Origin of the sequence: Lutimaribacter saemankumensis (genome assembly GCF_900100005.1) — a bacterium.
Classification (GTDB): domain Bacteria; phylum Pseudomonadota; class Alphaproteobacteria; order Rhodobacterales; family Rhodobacteraceae; genus Lutimaribacter; species Lutimaribacter saemankumensis.
On record NZ_FNEB01000005.1, the window covers coordinates 62,680 to 78,768 of the forward strand.

Genomic DNA, 16,089 nt, shown 5'->3' on the forward strand with positions numbered 1-16,089 from the left:
GTTAATCCAGCAGCTAGCGGGAACAGTTTCAAAAAGATTCTGAAAATGGCTTATGTGAACAACATCCGCATGTTCGTCCGTGTCTACGAATTGGGCAACATGAGCGCCGCGGCACGCGATCAGCGCACCTCGCCTGCGGTGGCCTCGTCCCGCATTGCCGAGCTGGAAAAACACCTTGGCGTCCGCCTGTTCAACCGCACCACTCGCGCGCTGAACCCCACCGAACACGGGCGGCTGTTCTATGACGGGGCCTGCCGCATACTCGAAGCGATCGACAGCGCCGAAGCCGCCGTGATGGAAGCCAGCCAATCCCCGCGCGGCACCCTATTCGTGGCCGCACCGCTGGGCGTGGGGCGGCGGTTCATCGCGCCCGCCGTGCCCGCATTCAAGGCGCAATACCCCCAGATCGACATCCGATTGCGCCTGTCCGACCGGATGATCGACGTCACCGGCGAGGGGCTGGACCTTGCCTTTCACCTCGGGCCATTGGTCGACAGCGATCTCAAGGTTCGCGTGATCGAGGAATGCCCCCGCGTGCTGTGTGCCGCCCCGGCCTATATCGAACGGCGCGGCATGCCCCGCGACGGGCAGGCGCTGATCGAGGATGGCCATGACTGCCTGAACCTGCGCTTTCCCGGCGCGCGCGAATTCCAATGGACGCTGCAAACCGCCGATGGCCCACGCCGTTTCGAAATCTCCGGCCCGCTGGAAAGCGACGATGGCGACGTCTTGACCGGCTGGGCACTGGATGGCGCGGGCATCGTCCTGAAGCCGCTGTTCGAAGTGGCCGAGCACCTGGAAACCGGTGCGCTGGTGCCCGTGGCGACCGATACGCCGCCGATCCCCACTCAACTGGCCTGCCTGTCGCCTTCGCGCCGGTATCGCGATCCCAAGGTGCAGGTCTTCACCGAATTCATGGTCGATCACTGCAAACGCGCCCTGCGCGAATTGCAGCCCTGATCATTGCCGCACATCCCGGCATTCCGGGCGGCACCCCTTGTCATTTGATTACATTCTATTACCTGCATGTGAAACACATCTTTTGACCGCTAGAGGAGGTTCTGCATGTTTTCCCGCACCAGCCCATCCACCGGCCCGGCTTCGCCCGAGGTGACGGGGTTCTATGACCCCGCCACAGGGTCGATCATGTACGTGGCCGCCGATCCGGCGACGAAAAAGGCCGCGCTGATCGACGTGGTGCTGGATTTCGACCCTGCCCACGGACGCACCCGCACCGACAGCGCGCAGGAGGTGCTGGATTTCGTCGCGGCACAGGGCCTGACGGTCGAATGGATTCTCGACACCCACCCCCATGCCGACCACATGATGGCCAGCGCATGGCTGAAGGACCAGACCGGCGCCCCCAACGCGATAGGCGAGAAAACCCGCGATATCGCCGCGCTCTGGGCGGAATTCTACAACCTGCCCGACGCCTTCGACGTGGACCGCGATTTCGACCGGCTTTTCGCGGATGGCGACAGCTTTGCACTGGGCGGGCTGGAGGTGCGCGTGATGCTGCATCCGGGCCATACGCTCGGCTCGATCAGCTACGTGATCGGCGATGCGGCCTTTGTGCATGACACCCTGATGCATGTCGATTCCGGCACCAGCCGCGCCGATTTCCCCGGCGGATCGTCAAAAGATCTGTGGGACAGCCTGCAATCCATCCTGTCCCTGCCCGACGACACCCGCCTGTTCGTAGGCCACGACTACCCCCCCGTCGGCGACCGCAAAGACCCGGCATGGGAGGCGACCGTGGCCCGGCACAAGGCCGCGAACAAGCATCTTGGCGGCGGCACGGCCGAAGCAGCCTTTCGCAAACTGCGCGACGATCGTGATGCCACGCTGAAACTGCCCGACCGGATGCTTTACGCGCTTCAGGTCAACCTGCGCGGCGGACGCCTTGCAACGCCCGAGGCCGATGGCCATTCTTACTTCAAGATACCCGCGAACAAGTTCTGAAAGGAGACGCGCGATGAAAACCGAGAAAGTGGACGACGCCAGCCTGGAAACCTGGACGGTGGAAGAAGCCGCCCAGGCCTTCGACCGCAACGAGATCGTCCTGATCGACGTGCGCACACCCCAGGAATACATGTTCGAACATATCGAAGGCGCCCTGTTGATGCCGCTGGCCTTCTTTAAGGGCGACAAGCTGCCCGACCAGGTGGAAAAGCGCATCGTGTTCCACTGCGGCTCGGGTGTGCGGTCCGAACGCGTGGCCCGTGCCGCGATTGCCGCGGGCGTCAAGAAAATCGCCCATATGGAAGGCGGGTTCGCCGCGTGGAAAGGGGCGAAAAAGCCTTATATCGGCACCAACATGGCCACCGGTGCGCCGCAGGCCGTGATGCCCGAGTGATCCCGGCAGGGAACCGGCCAGGCCCGGTTCCCACCCGGCGCCGTCATTCGGTGTTCAGCAAGATCACCTCGACCCGGCGGTTCGCTTCGCGGCCCTCGGGGGTGGTGTTGGGCGCAACGGGCGAAAGATAGCCCATGCCCTCGGCATCCATTCTTTCGCGTGGCACACCATGGGCGCTGACCATCCGCTCCAGCACCGAGGCCGCCCGCCGCTTCGACAGCGCGATATTGCCGTCCAGTGCCCCCACCGCATCCGTATGCCCCACCAGCGCAATCCGGGCCTGCGGGTTGTCGCGCATGAACGCGCCCAGCGCGTCCAGTGACGGATAGTTGCCGTCGCTCAGGTCGGATGACCCTGTCGCGAACTCAAGATCGTTCAGGATTGCATGGCCCTGGGTGGTCAGGCGCTGCGCAAGATCACCGTCATCGGACACGGCGGGCACGGTTTGCAAGGGGCGCACCGTGACATTCGGCACACGCCTGTCCGATCCTGCTGCCGTCACCTGGATCAGCTGCACGAAACCGGCGCTGCCCGTCCGGCTGACCAACAGGCTGACATGTTCGTCCGCACCCCTGCGCGCCGAAAGATGCCGGAAATCCGAAAGGCTCACATACATGTCGGGGGCTGGCAGCACCTCGATCTCGAACCGGAAATCGAACCCGCCGCAATCCTCGTCGGCGCATTCGAACAGGATATTGAAACCCGCGGCCTGCAACTGCTCGCGCAACGGTGCGAACATCTGCAGCGTCGTCATGTTCTGCCCGTCCATCCGCCAGGCCTGCCGCGAAACCCGGCCCTCCAGCATCCGCGCAGGCAGTTCGCCCGACGAATAAGGTCCGGTCGGCAGGGCATAACTGTCAGGATCGCTGACCGTTTCGGCAGTGGCGCGCGCGTTGCCCGGCAGCGTCAGGTCCAAGGCCGATACAGGCGCAGCGGCCAGGCAAAACACGAAGGCAGCGGCAAGTCGGATCATCTGTTCTGGGCGTGATACTCGTCGTTGGGCCGCATATCGAGCGCCGACGCCACCCTGTTCGTCATGTTGTAGAACCCGGCAACATTCGCGATGTCCCAGATGTCGCGGTCGCTGAACCCGTGATCGCGCAGCGCCTGCCGGTCGTCTTCCTCGATGCGATAGCTTTCCTCGGTCATCTTCACCGCGAAATCCAGCATCGCGCGCTGTTTCGGCGTGATATCGGCCACGCGGTAATTCATCACCAGCGCCTCGCCCAGCTTGGGATCGCCCGACAGTGCACGCACCGCCTGGCCATGGGCCGTAAGGCAGTAAAAGCACCGGTTGACCGAGCTGACGGCCACGGCGATCATCTCGCGCTCCAGCTTGGACAGGCCGCTGTCACCCAGCATCAGCTCGTTATACAGCGCCGAGAACGTGTTCAGCTTTTCGATATCGAAGGCATGTGCGCGCAGCACGTTCGGCACCAGCCCCAGCTTGTCCTGGCAGATGTCGAAATACTTCTGCGTGGACGCCGGCAGCGGATCGACCTGCGGCAGGTTCAGGGCTGTGGGCATGTCGTCGCGGCTCATGCGAAATCCTCCTCGTGCTTGCGATAGTGATACTGTCCCACAAGCGTCATGCCGAGGGAAGAATAGAGCGCGTTGGCCCCCGCGTTACCCTGCGTGCAAACGACTGCCAGGTGGGTCGCGCCATTGGCCTGCGCCCAGAACGCGGCCTCGCGCATGAAATAGCGGCCCATGCCCTGCTTGCGCTGATGTTCCAGCACCTCCAGCGCGTGAACCATCGCGATGCCGTCATGGATGGCGACGAAACCGGTGCCGCCGGGATGGTCGTTCAACCGGCCGATCAGCGATGTCTTCGGCCCGCGCGCGCGGTGCATCACCGCGATGCGCCCCGGCCCGATCCCGCCTTCGGCCCACATGTCGATCTGGATCGCCAGCGGCTCCCATACCGTAAAGGTGGTGATGCGCGGCGGCCGCTCGGTCGCCACGTCCGCCACCGGCGCGACATAGAGGTTCACCGGATCGACCACCTTGTAGCCCCGCGCCTCCAGCGCGGCATCCAGCGCCTCGTCGCCCTTGCGGATCATGAACAGGCGCGGCTGGCCCAGCGCCTGCATCGCGGCCTCGGCCCGCGGGATGTCGGCCTCGGTCACGGGATCGACGGCCGTTGCCGCCGACACGCGTTGCCCGCCGCCCTGACCCTCGCGGATCATCCACGGTCCCTCGCGCCGGAAAGCGGCAGCCGGCCATGTGCCGTCCACCACGTCATAAAGCATTTCGACCGAGGGCATCATGCGCCGAAGATCTCCGACAGGCGGGTCATCGCCGCATCCACTTGCGCGCCGTCCTGCCCCCGGATCACGATCTGCGCGCCGTAAACACCGTCCTTCTGGAACGGGTAGGAACCGATCGACAGGTCGGGGAAATCCGCGGCCAACTCACCCAGGGGTCCGGCGATGTCGCCCTCGCCGCGGAAAATCCGCAGGCTTTGCGACATCAGCGGTCGCCCCCCCACCAGCGTGGGCAGCACGCTGGCCACCATCGCCTCGAACACCGCCGGAACGCCCGCCATCACATAGACGTTCTCGATGGTGAACCCAGGCGCGGCCGATACCGGGTTTTCGATCAGGCCCGCGCCTTCGGGGATGCGCGCCATGCGCAGGCGCGCGGCGTTCAGCTCGGTCCCCATCCGGTCGTAATGCGCTTGCAGGATCGCCCGTGCGTCGTCGCGCACGTCGATCGACCGGCCGAACGCACGCGCCACGCAATCGGCGGTGATGTCGTCATGGGTCGGCCCGATCCCGCCACTCGTAAAGACATGCGTGTAAGCCGCGCTCAGGGCACGCACCGCACCTTCGATCGCCGCCGCGTCATCGCTCACCACGCGCACCTCTTGCAGGTCGATCCCCACCTTGGTCAGCTCCTGCGCCAGGTAATGCATGTTGGAATCCCGCGTGCGCCCCGACAGGATTTCATCGCCGATGACGATCATGGCAGCGGTGGGGTTCGGCATGGGCGGGTCTCCTTGCGTGGGCGTCCGTCACGGTATAGGCCCGCAATCATGCGCTTTCAAACCCCCCTTGTGCCCGCCGTGCTGATCCGCCGCTACAAGCGGTTCCTGGCCGATTGCCGGCTTGAGGACGGGCGCGAGATCACCGCCCATTGCGCCAATCCCGGCTCGATGATGGGGCTGGCCGATCCCGGCATGCGCATCTGGCTGGAACCCAACGACGACCCCAAGAAGAAACTGAAATTCGGCTGGCGCCTCGTCGAACACGGCGGTGGCCATTTCACCGGCGTCGACACCTCGGTGCCCAACCGCGCGCTCAAGGATGCACTGATCGCGGGCAAGGTGCCGGGGCTGGCCGCCCCGACCGTCCGCCCCGAGGTGAAATACGGCGCAAACTCCCGCATCGATTTCCTGCTGTCGGGCGATGGCACCGACACCTATGTCGAGGTGAAATCCGTCACGCTCTCGCGCCAGCCGGGCCTGGCCGAGTTTCCCGACAGCGTCACTGCGCGCGGGTTGAAACACCTGCAGGAACTGTCCGCGATCAAGGCGCAGGGCGCGCGCGCCGTGATGCTCTATCTCGTGCAGCGCACGGATTGCCACCATACGGGCATCGCCGCCGATATCGACCCGGCCTACGCTGCCGGTCTGACCGCCGCCCATGCCGCCGGGGTTGAAATCATGGCCTTCGATTGCCGCATCTCGCCGCAGGAGATCACGCTGGGCCATCCCATGCCCTTCGAAATGCCGTAACGGCAGGGCGCGATTCGACGCACTGGCCCTTGGGTCAAAACTGTCCTAAATAGTGCGCATGATTTTGAAATTCGGCAAAGGGGCCGGCAAGGTGAACGAAGCGCATCGGGGCCGCACAACGCGCGAAGGCATCCGCATCCACGAACCGGGCGATTTCGCCGGAATGCACAAGGCCGGCGAACTGGCCGCGCGCATCCTGGACGAAGTGGCCGAACACGTATTCCCGGGCCAGACCACAGCCGAAATCGACCGCATCATCGAGGACAAGGTAAACGCCGCCGGCGCAAAATCCGCGACCATCGGCTACAAGGGCTACCGCCACGCTTCGTGCATCTCGATCAACCATGTGGTCTGCCACGGCATCCCCGGCGACAAGAAGCTGAAAGAAGGCGACATCCTCAATATCGACGTGACCGTGATCGTCGATGGATGGTTCGGCGACACCAGCCGGATGTATGTCGCGGGCAAGCTCAGCCGCAAGGCGGAACGCCTGATCCAGATCACCCACGACGCGCTGATGCTCGGGATCGAGCAGGTCAAGCCCGGCAACACTTTCGGCGATATCGGCCACGCCATCCAGACATTCGTCGAAGGGCACCGCATGTCCGTGGTGCGCGATTTCTGCGGCCACGGCCTTGGCCGCGTGTTCCACGCCCCGCCCAACGTGCTGCATTACGGCCGCCCCGGAACCGGCCCGCTGCTGGAAGAAGGGATGTTCTTCACCATCGAACCGATGGTGAACCTGGGCCGCCCCGAAACCAAGGTGCTTGCAGATGACTGGACGGCGGTGACCCGCGACAAATCCCTGTCGGCGCAGTTCGAACATTCGGTCGGCGTGACGGCGGACGGGGTCGATATCTTCACCCTGTCGCCCGCAGGTCTGTTCCACCCGACATACAGCCAGTAAGAACCGTCAGGCGTATTCCGCCTCCGAGAAATCCTGCTGCGCGGCTTCGTGCCATTCGCGCAGGGTCTCTACCAGTTCGGTCCGGCTCAGGTCCGGGGGCAGCGAAAATTCCGGGATCGGGATGTATTCCAGCGGCGACAGCATGATCAGGACAAAGCTGCCCATTTCCGCGATCTCGGTGACATCGGACCATTCCACATGGGAATGCAGCGCCCCGCCTTCGGATGCGATACCGTGCTCGTTGATCGCAAGGCTGCATTCCTTCTGCCGGATCGGCGCCGCCATCAGCGCCGCCTGCAGCCGCTTGTGACCCAGCGTATTGCCCAGCCCCAGCATCAACGCACAGGCCATGGCAGCCAGAACGGTGGACAGTTGCGTGCCCGTTTCATGCGGGAAAACGTGCTTCTGAAGAAGGATGAAGGTGGCAAACAACACCGTCACCGCCAAAAGCAACGCGATCCAGCGCAACGGACCGAAGAACCGCATCGTCAAACGGTTGGTAAGCTTGGCAACAGGTATGTCCCGCCAAGAGTAGGTAAGATAAATAGCTTCTCGCATCACTCCGCTCGCAGCAACGTAATCGTCGTATCCCCGTAGCGCCTCGAGTCTTCGCTAGAACACCAATGCGGCAGAATAATGTCGCCACCCTCCTCCCAGACGATAAACGCACCGTTTCCAATCCAACCACCATTACGTGCAGAGCTTAACGCCAATTCGCCCATCCCCTTGCCATAAGGAGGGTCCAGGAAGATCAGCGAATAAGGCCCGTCCGGGTTGTCCCCCAGCCGCCGCGCATCCCGCCGCAAAAGCCGCGCGCGCCCGCCCACGCCCAGGGTGTCTATGTTGCGCGTGATCAGCGACTGCGCCTTTCGCCCGTTTTCCACAAAGGTGACCTCGTCGGCCCCGCGCGACAGCGCCTCAAGACCCAGCGCCCCGGTGCCGGCAAACAGGTCCAGCACCCGCGCACCGGTGATCGGGTCACCAAAGCGCCCGCCCTGCAACAGCGAAAACAGGCTTTCGCGCACCCGGTCGGTGGTTGGGCGCAGATGTGCGCCCGCGTCGCCCTTGCCCAGGCTGGCCAACGGCCGGCCGCGAAATTCGCCGGCGATGATCCTCACGCTTTCATCAGGCTTTTCAAGTCGGTAGCCGGGTCCGCCACGACATCGGGCGCAACCGTTTTACCGTTGTCGATCAACCGTTTGCCCACCATGTAGGCACGCGGATCGTTGGCCGCGTCGACGGCCAGCAACTGCTCGCCCGCGAAATACCAGAAAGACACGCTGCCCTCTTTCTCGCCCTTGCGCGTGACGACCCGGTCATAGCCGGAATTCAGCCCGGCGATCTGCAGCTTGACGTCATACTGGTCCGACCAGAACCAGGGCTGTGGCACATAGGTCTTGCCGGCGCCCACGATGTTCTCGGCCACGCATTCGGCCATGTCGATCGCGTTGGGCACCGATTCCAGCCGTATGCGCCCGCCGGCATGGGGAAAGCTGGCGCAATCGCCCGCCGTCCAGATCGCCGGGTCGCTGGTCCGGCCCTGGGCGTCGGCCTTTATGCCGTTCTCGACCTCAAGCCCGGCCGCTTCGGCCAGTTCGGTGGCTGGCGTGATGCCCACACCGACAATCACGAAATCCAACGCCAACTCGCTGCCATCGCTCAGGACCGCGCCATTGACACGCCCCTCGCCCGTCAGCCTCTCCAGTCCCACACCCTCGCGGATATCGACGCCGTGGCCTGTGTGCAGATCGCGGAAATAGGCACTGGTTTCCGGCGCGGCCACGCGCTGCAGGATGCGGTCGGCCATCTCGACCAGCGTCACCTTCAGCCCCTTGGACGCGGCCACCGCGGCGGCCTCGAGCCCGATGTAACCGCCACCGACGATCAGCACCCGCGCGCCTTCGCGAAACTCGGGCGCCATGCTGTCCACATCCTTCAGGTCGCGCACGGTAAAGACACCCTGCAACGCACCGCCGATCGCCGCGGGCAAACGTCGGGGGACCGATCCGGTTGTCAGAACAAGATGGTCATACGGCACCTTCTGCCCGCCGGCGATCACCACCTTGCCGGCACGGTCGATGGCCGTGACGGTTTCGTTCAGATGCAGGTCGATGGCGTTCTCGGCATAAAAGCTTTCGGGCCGCAGATACAGCCGTTCGACCTCCAGCTCACCCAGCAGGTATTTCTTGCTCAGAGGGGGGCGCTGATAGGGCAGAGCGGGCTCTTCGCCGATCATGGTGATGCGCCCGTCAAAGCCCAGCGCACGCAGCTTCGCCACCAGAGATGCACCGGCTTGGCCCGCACCCACCACCACCACATTGCTCATCTCGCACCCTCCAGCAGGATTCCGTTGGTCTTGTCAGCGAACCGACCCTATATCCACGCTCACAGGAAACGCAAACCCAAGCGAGAACGAAGAGGACGAACCATGACGATTTCCGTTGGTGACACGCTGCCAGACGCAACGCTGACCCGCATGGGCGGCAAGGGCCCCGAGCCGGTGCAACTGTCGGACAAGCTCAAGGGCCGCAAGGTCGCGATCTTTGCCGTGCCCGGCGCCTTCACGCCCACCTGCCATTCGGCCCATGTGCCCAGCTTCATCCGCACCAAGGACCAGTTTGCCGCCAAGGGCGTGGATGAAATCATCTGCATTTCCGTGAACGACCCCTTCGTGATGGGCGCCTGGGGCGATGCCACGGGTGCAACGCAGGCCGGCATCACCATGCTGTCGGACGCCGGCAGCGATTTCACCAAGGCCATCGGCATGGATTTCGACGCCCCGCCCGCGGGCCTGATCGCCCGCTCCAAGCGCTACGCGATGCTGGTCGAAGACGGAGTAGTCAAGGTGCTGAACCCCGAGGAAAGCCCCGGCACCTGCGAGATCTCGGGCGGCGAGGCGCTTCTCGACGCGATCTGATACGCATCTGACGCGGCGGGCGGCCTTGACACTGGCGCCGCCCCCCGCGAACCATGCCCGCCGGAGCAAACGGGGGGACATGCGCCATGGGCATCCAAAACGGCATCTGGACACCATCGAAAGAGATCGCTGAAACCAGCACCATGGCGGCCTACATGCGCTGGCTTTCCGCCGAACGCGGGCTGGATTTCCCCGATTACGACGCACTCTGGCAGTGGTCGATCACCGATCCCGACGCCTTTTGGCGTTCGATCTGGGATTACAACGGCCTCACCTCGCCAACACCGTTCGACAATGCGCTTGCGAAATCCGGCATGCCGGGCGCGGTCTGGTTCCCCGGCGCGACGCTCAACTATGTCGACCAGGTGCTGCGCCACGTCCGGCCCGGCCACCCCGCCATTCATCACGAGGCCGAGGTCGGCACGCTCACCACCCTCACCTGGGACGATCTGGCCGCCCGCGTCGGCGCCCTGGCCGCCAGCCTGCGGGCGATGGGCATCGAAACCGGCGACCGCGTCGTGGGCTACCTGCCCAACACGCCCGACACGATCGTGGCCTTCCTCGCCTGCGCCTCCATCGGCGCGACCTGGTCGCTCTGCGCCCCCGACATGGGCGCGCCCACCGTGCTGGAACGGTTCCGCCAGATCGAGCCCAAGGCGATTTTCACCATCTCGGGCTACGACTTCACCGGCAAGTGGCGCGACCGCAGCGCCGAAGTGCAGGCCCTGCTGGACGGGCTGCCCACGCTGGCCCACTGGATCACGCTCGACGCCGCCCAAGGCATCGACCCACGCCACACCACGCGACACGGCTGGGCCGATCTTCTGGCCAACCCCGCCGCACCCGACCCGGTGAAACTGCCCTTCGACCATCCGCTCTGGGTGGTCTATTCCTCGGGCACGACGGGCAGCCCGAAACCCATCGTCCACGGCCATGGCGGCATCGTTCTGGAACATCTCGTGCTGCAGGGCCTGCACGGCAATCTCGGGCCTGATGATACGTTCTGCTGGTTCACCTCGACCGGTTGGATCATGTGGAACGCGCAGGTCGCGGGCCTGCTGACCGGCGCCACCATCGCGCTGGCCGAAGGCAACCCCAACCACCCCGACGCCGGCCGGCTCTGGCGTTTCATCGACCGCACCGGCACCACGTCGTTCGGCGCGGGCGCGGCCTGGTTCATCGGCGCGATGAAATCCGGCGTCAAACCGCACGATCAGGCCAGCCTGGAAACGCTCCGCGCGGTGGGGTCGACCGGCTCGCCGCTGCCGCCCGAAGCCTATGAATGGATCTGGTCGGAACTGGGCGATCACATCTGGCTGTCACCCATCGCGGGCGGCACCGATTTCGCGGGCGCCTTCCTGGCCGGCAACCCGATGCTGCCCGTGCGCGTCGGCGAAATGCAATGCCGCGCACTCGGCGCCGCGGTCGAGGCGTTCGACGACGACGGCAACCCGCTCATCGACGAGGTGGGCGAACTGGTCTGCACCGTCCCGATGCCCTCGATGCCACTCTATTTCTGGGGCGACGAAGGCGACGCGCGCTATCGCTCCAGCTATTTCGAAACCTATCCGGGCGTCTGGCGCCACGGCGACTGGGTGAAAATCACCCCCGAGGGCGGGGCGATCATCTATGGCCGCTCGGACGCGACGATCAACCGCCACGGCATCCGCATGGGCACCGCCGATATCTACCGCGTGGTCGAGGACCGCGACGCCGTGGCCGACAGCCTTGTGGTCGATCTCGAATATCTCGGCCGCGACAGCTGCATGATCCTGTTCCTGAAACTGGCTCCCGGCGCATCGCTGACCGACGACCTGCGCGCACAGATCGTGGCCGACCTGAAATCCCGCGCCTCGCCGCGCCATGTGCCGGACTTGATCGAAACCGCCCCCGACATCCCCTACACCCTGACCGGCAAGAAGATGGAAGTGCCGATCAAGAAACGCCTGCTCGGGCAACCCATGGCAAAGGTCGCCACCCCCGATGCAATGGCCAACCCCGGCTGTCTCGACTGGTACGACGCCTATGCCGAACGGTACCTTTCCGGGCAGGGGTGACGCGCGGTCATCCGCAGATTCTTGTTCCCAGGGGCGAGCGCCGCTGCTTAACTCTCCTTATGGTAAGGTAATCTCTGGGGGGAGATATGAAGACAGCACTTATCGCAGCCACAGTCGCCGTCGGACTGGCCACATCGGCCGGCGCCGCATCGGTCGATGACCGTTTCACCAGCTTCTACAGCTTCGGCGACAGCCTGACCGACGACGGGAAATTCGGCATGCTTGAACCACCCAGCTTCGAGGGCCGGTTCACCAATGGCCCGACTTGGTCGGAATATATCGAAGACACCTTCGACGCGGCCGGAAAGGACAACGCCAACTTCGCCCTTGGCGGCGCGACTGCCGGGCCGGTGAACCTGCGCCTTGCGGCTCCTCTGGCCACGTTCGCCGGTCAGATCGCCACCTTTACCGCCAGTCTTGGCGCCTCCGTGCTGGACCCCGGTGCAAATCCGCTGGTTTCGGTCTGGTTCGGTGCCAATGACATCTTCCAGGGCTTCAACCCGGTCGATGCCGCCAATGACGTGGCCGATGGCGTGCGACAGATCGCTTCGATCGTCGGGCAGAGCTTTGACGATTTCCTTGTGATCAAGTTGCCGGAAATTCCGGGCGCGCCGGGTGTCAGCGACCTGTTCAACGGCCAGCTTACCGCGAACATCGCAGCGCTGAAGTCCGAAGGGTATAACATCATCACCTACGACCCGGTGAACGCGACCAACGCCATCATCGCAGATTTCCTGAACGGGTCGCCGCTCTATGGAATCACCGATCTGGTCAATCCCTGCACCGCAGACCTGACCGATGGCAGAACCGCCAGTTGCCTGGATGACGGAATCGACCCGAACACGCGGTTGTTCGTTGACGCGGTGCATCCCAATGCGGTTGCCCACCAGATCGTTGCCGAACAGGTCAGCGCGACGATCATCGCGGCGATCCCGCTGCCCGCGACGCTGCCGCTGATGTTCGGTGTGCTTGGACTTGGCGCGGCCGCTGCGCGCCGCCGCAAGACCACACTGGCAAAGGCGGCCTGACCGAAGTCCAAGGATGGTGGCGGCGCCTTACCCGTGCCGCCATCTCCGCACCCGGAGAGTCGCGTGCAGAACTTTCGCCCAGTGCCCGCGCAATCCCTAACCACCGCGCGATTTCGGGGCAGAACCGCGCGGTTTCGGGCGGATGTGCGCAAAACGGGCCTCGTCGGCCCCGAAAAGCGCCGCAAGCCGTTAACACTCTGTCAGGAACCGCGCGGTGCAGGTCGCAACCCGCGCGGAATTTGTTAGCCTTTTGGCAAGAACTGCGCGGTTTTACGCGGCAATCGCGCGGTTAATGCGCCGTTCGCCATTCAGCCGGCAATCTGGTCCATCTTGCGGGCCAGCTTCACGTCCAACGCCGAAAGCCCCTCAACATCATGCGTGGTCAGCGTCACATTGACCGTCTTGTAGACGTTGGACCATTCGGGATGGTGATCCCATTTTTCGGCCCAAATCGCAGCGCGGGTCATGAAACCGAAGGCCGTCACGAAATCGGCGAACACGAACTCCTTCGAGATCGCATCACGCGTTTCGTCCAGGCTCCAGCCGTTCTGCAACAGAGGCTCCAGCATCGTCTTGCGGCCCGTATCGCTCAGCTTTTCGGTCATTCGGTTTCCCTCGCTTCTACTTTCCTGAAAGGTCCATAATCCGTAAGGATTTCAACCTCTTCGTCTACTGCGTCCCGCTCGGCGCGCAGGAACTGCGCCACCGCGTTGGCAAAGCCCGGATCGGCGATCCAGTGCAGCGAATGCGTCAGGCGCGGCAGGTATCCGCGGGCGATCTTGTGTTCGCCCTGCGCGCCCGCTTCGACACGGTTCAAACCATGCTCGATCGCGTAGTCCATGGCCTGATAATAACAGCACTCGAAATGCAGGCAGGGGTGATCTTCGACACAGCCCCAATACCGGCCGAAAAGCGCCGTCCGGCCGATGAAATTCAGCGCCCCGGCCACCGGCTGCCCTTCCCGCATTGCCAACACCAACAGCACGTCATCGCGCATGGTTTCCTGAACGATATCAAAGAATTGCCGCGTCAGATACGGCTGCCCCCATTTGCGCGCGCCGGTGTCCTGGTAGAACTCCCAGAAGGCATCCCAATGGCTTGGCAGGATCGCATAGCCCGTCAACTGCACGATCTCGCCGCCAAAGCCCTGCGCGCGCTGCCGTTCCTTGCGGATGGTCTTGCGCTTGCGTGAACTGAGCGCGGCAAGGAAATCGTCGAAGCCGCCATAGCCGGGATTTTCCCAGTGATACTGGCTTCCGACACGGTGCATCAGGCCCAGCCTCTCGCCGGTTTCAGCCTCGCCTTGGGTGCAGAACGTCGCGTGAAGCGAACTGATCCCGTTTTTCGCAGCAATGTTCACGGCGCCCTGCACAAGGGCCGACATGCCTGTTTCCTCGAACCCCGGCAGGGTCAGGAAACGCCGCCCCGTCACAGGGGTAAAGGGTGCGGCGATCTGGAATTTCGGGTAATATCGGCCACCCGCACGCTCATAGGCATGAGCCCAGGAATGATCGAAGATGTATTCCCCCTGGCTGTGCGATTTCAGGTATAGCGGCGCGCAGCCGATCAACTGCCCTTCGGCCCGCGCCAGCAGGTAGTGCGGCGCCCAGCCGCTACCTGGCCCGACCGATCCGCTGTCTTCCAGCGCCTTGAGGAAGCGGTACGTTGTAAACGGGTCTTCGGGGCGGCCGCCATCCAGCGCCTCGGGGCAGGCGCAGGCATCCCACTCGGCCGGAGATATACCGCCAAGGCTTTGAACGATCTCGATTTCCACCTGGGTTTCGGTCATGCCTGCTGGCCCATCCCTCTGCCCCGTTCAATCTGGGGCCGCGGCCGCGCCCTTCAAGACGGGAGCGCCGCAGCGTAGCCTTCGAACGTGATATTCTGGGCGACCTGTCGCGCCAATTTCTCTTGTTCCGCGGACCTTACCGTCCAACACAGAACCGGCACACCGCGCGATTTCAACTGCTGAACGCGCGCATTTTGAAGGTCGGTCACGTCATGACTGATGAACACGGCCCCCGCCGCATCGAAATCGGGAATGCCGGCCAGCCGTTTCAGCCGCACACCGGGAACGCCGGGCCAGTCGTCACGCGCGAAATCGCAGGTCGTCAGGCCACGCGGAACATGCGGGGCCATGCCGCCGAAAACCCGAACGGAATTGGGATTGAACGACATCACCGCCACATCCCCGCGATACCCCGCCAGATCGTCGGCCACGGCCTGTTCCAACCGGCCGACAGCCGGCCCAAGCGTGCCGTCCTGATCCTTTATCTCAATCAGCAGCGGCGCGCGCCCGGCCACCTGCTCGAGCACCTGTGCAAGCGTAGGTATGGTGTCGGAGGTGCCCGACAGGCGTATCCGGCCCAACTCGGTCGCATCGCGGTCACGGATGAAACCGGTCGCGTCCGTCAGCCGGTCGAGCCGGTAGTCGTGAAACACCATCGCGCGGCCATCGCGGGAAATCTGGATGTCGATTTCTATCCCGTATCCGGCACCGATTGCCGCCTCGATCGAGGCGGGCGCGTTCTCGGCCCGCCCCTGCGACAGGTCGTGCAGAGCACGGTGCGCCAGCGGCGCAGTCAGAAAGCTGTCGGGCAGCGTCATGCGATTTCGAAAATCGCCTCGATCTCGACGGCCACGCCAAGCGGCAGCGCCGCCGCCGACACGGCCGAGCGCGAATGCCGGCCCTTGTCTCCAAGCGCCTCGACCAGGAAATCGGACGCGCCGTTGATGACTTTGGGCTGCTCGGTATAGTCCGGCGTCGAATTGACGAAGCCGGTCAGCTTGACCACGCGCACCAGACGGTCGATATCCCCGCCACACGCGGCCTTAAGCTGGGCCAGAAGGGCAATCGCACAGGTTTTCGCGGCGGCAGCGCCCTCTTCAGTGGCCATGTCGTCACCGAGCTTTCCGGTGATGAAGGCCCCATCCCGCATCGAGATCTGGCCCGACACGAAAACAAGGTTCCCGGACTGGACGTAAGGCACGTAATTGGCCGCCGGAGCCGGCGCATCGGGAAGGGTAACGCCAAGTTCGGCAAGTCGGGATTCGATCACGCTCATCTGTTCACTCCTCAGGATGT

Annotated in this window: 19 protein-coding genes; 8 read left to right on the top strand and 11 right to left on the bottom strand. The window is 64.1% G+C overall.

Translation table 11 applies throughout. The annotated features are described in order from the left end of the window. Nucleotides 1-45: 45 nt before the first annotated feature. The 3 genes from BLT50_RS10730 (at nucleotide 46) to BLT50_RS10740 (ending at nucleotide 2,356) form a co-directional block, all read left to right on the top strand. A complete protein-coding gene (locus tag BLT50_RS10730; RefSeq protein ID WP_090028693.1) occupies nucleotides 46-960 on the top strand; it encodes a LysR family transcriptional regulator in 915 nt (304 codons plus the stop codon). Between the two features lie 105 nt (nucleotides 961-1,065). Further along, on the top strand, nucleotides 1,066-1,962 hold the full coding sequence (locus BLT50_RS10735; protein WP_090028694.1) for an MBL fold metallo-hydrolase: 897 nt from the start codon (nucleotides 1,066-1,068) through the stop codon (nucleotides 1,960-1,962). A 13-nt stretch (nucleotides 1,963-1,975) separates the two neighbouring features. Beyond that, entirely contained in the window at nucleotides 1,976-2,356 is a 381-nt protein-coding gene (locus BLT50_RS10740) for a rhodanese-like domain-containing protein (RefSeq protein WP_090028695.1), read from the top strand. Between the two features lie 43 nt (nucleotides 2,357-2,399). On the opposite strand, the gene BLT50_RS10745 is transcribed toward BLT50_RS10740, so the two are convergent. Genes BLT50_RS10745 through BLT50_RS10760 form a run of 4 tightly spaced genes read right to left on the bottom strand, consistent with a single transcriptional unit; the run spans nucleotide 2,400 to nucleotide 5,345 of the window. After that, the gene (locus BLT50_RS10745) at nucleotides 2,400-3,329 is read right to left on the bottom strand and encodes an OmpA family protein (protein WP_090028696.1); all 930 of its coding nucleotides are present in this window, start codon (nucleotides 3,327-3,329) and stop codon (nucleotides 2,400-2,402) included. After that, complete coding sequence (locus BLT50_RS10750; protein ID WP_090028697.1) at nucleotides 3,326-3,898, bottom strand: peroxidase-related enzyme; 573 nt, start codon at nucleotides 3,896-3,898, stop codon at nucleotides 3,326-3,328. Before BLT50_RS10750 ends, BLT50_RS10745 begins: the two co-directional genes overlap by 4 nt. After that, nucleotides 3,895-4,626 carry a GNAT family N-acetyltransferase gene (locus BLT50_RS10755; protein WP_090028698.1) on the bottom strand — a complete coding sequence of 244 codons (732 nt, stop codon included), beginning with the start codon at nucleotides 4,624-4,626 and terminating at the stop codon, nucleotides 3,895-3,897. The genes BLT50_RS10750 and BLT50_RS10755 overlap by 4 nt, the downstream gene beginning before the upstream one ends. After that, a complete protein-coding gene (locus BLT50_RS10760) occupies nucleotides 4,623-5,345 on the bottom strand; it encodes a competence/damage-inducible protein A (RefSeq protein WP_090028699.1) in 723 nt (240 codons plus the stop codon). Before BLT50_RS10760 ends, BLT50_RS10755 begins: the two co-directional genes overlap by 4 nt. 48 nt (nucleotides 5,346-5,393) lie before the next feature. On the opposite strand from BLT50_RS10760, the gene sfsA reads away from it, so the two are divergent. Continuing rightward, nucleotides 5,394-6,095, top strand: coding sequence for a DNA/RNA nuclease SfsA (gene sfsA / locus BLT50_RS10765; protein ID WP_090028700.1), 702 nt, complete (start codon nucleotides 5,394-5,396; stop codon nucleotides 6,093-6,095). Between the two features lie 58 nt (nucleotides 6,096-6,153). After that, nucleotides 6,154-7,002, top strand: a complete 849-nt coding sequence (gene map, locus BLT50_RS10770; RefSeq protein WP_090028701.1) for a type I methionyl aminopeptidase — start codon at nucleotides 6,154-6,156, stop codon at nucleotides 7,000-7,002. Between the two features lie 6 nt (nucleotides 7,003-7,008). Here the strand turns inward: map and BLT50_RS10775 are convergent, their stop codons facing one another. The 3 genes from BLT50_RS10775 to BLT50_RS10785 all read right to left on the bottom strand — a co-directional run bounded on the left by BLT50_RS10775 (nucleotide 7,009) and on the right by BLT50_RS10785 (nucleotide 9,328). Continuing rightward, nucleotides 7,009-7,488: a YcxB family protein gene (locus BLT50_RS10775; protein ID WP_090028702.1), complete on the bottom strand. Its 480-nt coding sequence runs from the start codon at nucleotides 7,486-7,488 to the stop codon at nucleotides 7,009-7,011. 71 nt (nucleotides 7,489-7,559) lie between these two features. Further along, nucleotides 7,560-8,120 carry a 16S rRNA (guanine(966)-N(2))-methyltransferase RsmD gene (gene rsmD, locus BLT50_RS10780; protein WP_090028703.1) on the bottom strand — a complete coding sequence of 187 codons (561 nt, stop codon included), beginning with the start codon at nucleotides 8,118-8,120 and terminating at the stop codon, nucleotides 7,560-7,562. Continuing rightward, complete coding sequence (locus BLT50_RS10785; RefSeq protein WP_090028704.1) at nucleotides 8,117-9,328, bottom strand: NAD(P)/FAD-dependent oxidoreductase; 1,212 nt, start codon at nucleotides 9,326-9,328, stop codon at nucleotides 8,117-8,119. Before BLT50_RS10785 ends, rsmD begins: the two co-directional genes overlap by 4 nt. Before the next feature lie 102 nt (nucleotides 9,329-9,430). Between BLT50_RS10785 and BLT50_RS10790 the strand changes: the two genes are divergently transcribed. The 3 genes from BLT50_RS10790 (at nucleotide 9,431) to BLT50_RS10800 (ending at nucleotide 13,004) form a co-directional block, all read left to right on the top strand. Further along, nucleotides 9,431-9,919 carry a peroxiredoxin gene (locus BLT50_RS10790; protein WP_090028705.1) on the top strand — a complete coding sequence of 163 codons (489 nt, stop codon included), beginning with the start codon at nucleotides 9,431-9,433 and terminating at the stop codon, nucleotides 9,917-9,919. A gap of 86 nt (nucleotides 9,920-10,005) precedes the next feature. Next, nucleotides 10,006-11,976 (top strand): acetoacetate--CoA ligase, encoded by a 1,971-nt coding sequence (locus BLT50_RS10795; RefSeq protein ID WP_090028706.1) that lies wholly within the window; start codon nucleotides 10,006-10,008, stop codon nucleotides 11,974-11,976. Nucleotides 11,977-12,062: 86 nt separating this feature from the next. Further along, entirely contained in the window at nucleotides 12,063-13,004 is a 942-nt protein-coding gene (locus BLT50_RS10800; protein ID WP_090028707.1) for an SGNH/GDSL hydrolase family protein, read from the top strand. A 308-nt stretch (nucleotides 13,005-13,312) separates the two neighbouring features. Here the strand turns inward: BLT50_RS10800 and BLT50_RS10805 are convergent, their stop codons facing one another. The 4 genes from BLT50_RS10805 to BLT50_RS10820 are packed head-to-tail and all read right to left on the bottom strand — an operon-like array spanning nucleotide 13,313 to nucleotide 16,069. Beyond that, entirely contained in the window at nucleotides 13,313-13,609 is a 297-nt protein-coding gene (locus BLT50_RS10805; protein WP_090028708.1) for a 4a-hydroxytetrahydrobiopterin dehydratase, read from the bottom strand. Beyond that, nucleotides 13,606-14,793 (bottom strand): GNAT family N-acetyltransferase, encoded by a 1,188-nt coding sequence (locus BLT50_RS10810; protein WP_090028709.1) that lies wholly within the window; start codon nucleotides 14,791-14,793, stop codon nucleotides 13,606-13,608. The genes BLT50_RS10805 and BLT50_RS10810 overlap by 4 nt, the downstream gene beginning before the upstream one ends. A 53-nt stretch (nucleotides 14,794-14,846) precedes the next feature. Next, on the bottom strand, nucleotides 14,847-15,611 hold the full coding sequence (locus BLT50_RS10815) for a glycerophosphodiester phosphodiesterase family protein (protein ID WP_090028710.1): 765 nt from the start codon (nucleotides 15,609-15,611) through the stop codon (nucleotides 14,847-14,849). Next, on the bottom strand, nucleotides 15,608-16,069 hold the full coding sequence (locus BLT50_RS10820) for a RidA family protein (protein ID WP_090028711.1): 462 nt from the start codon (nucleotides 16,067-16,069) through the stop codon (nucleotides 15,608-15,610). The genes BLT50_RS10815 and BLT50_RS10820 overlap by 4 nt, the downstream gene beginning before the upstream one ends. Nucleotides 16,070-16,089: the final 20 nt, after the last annotated feature.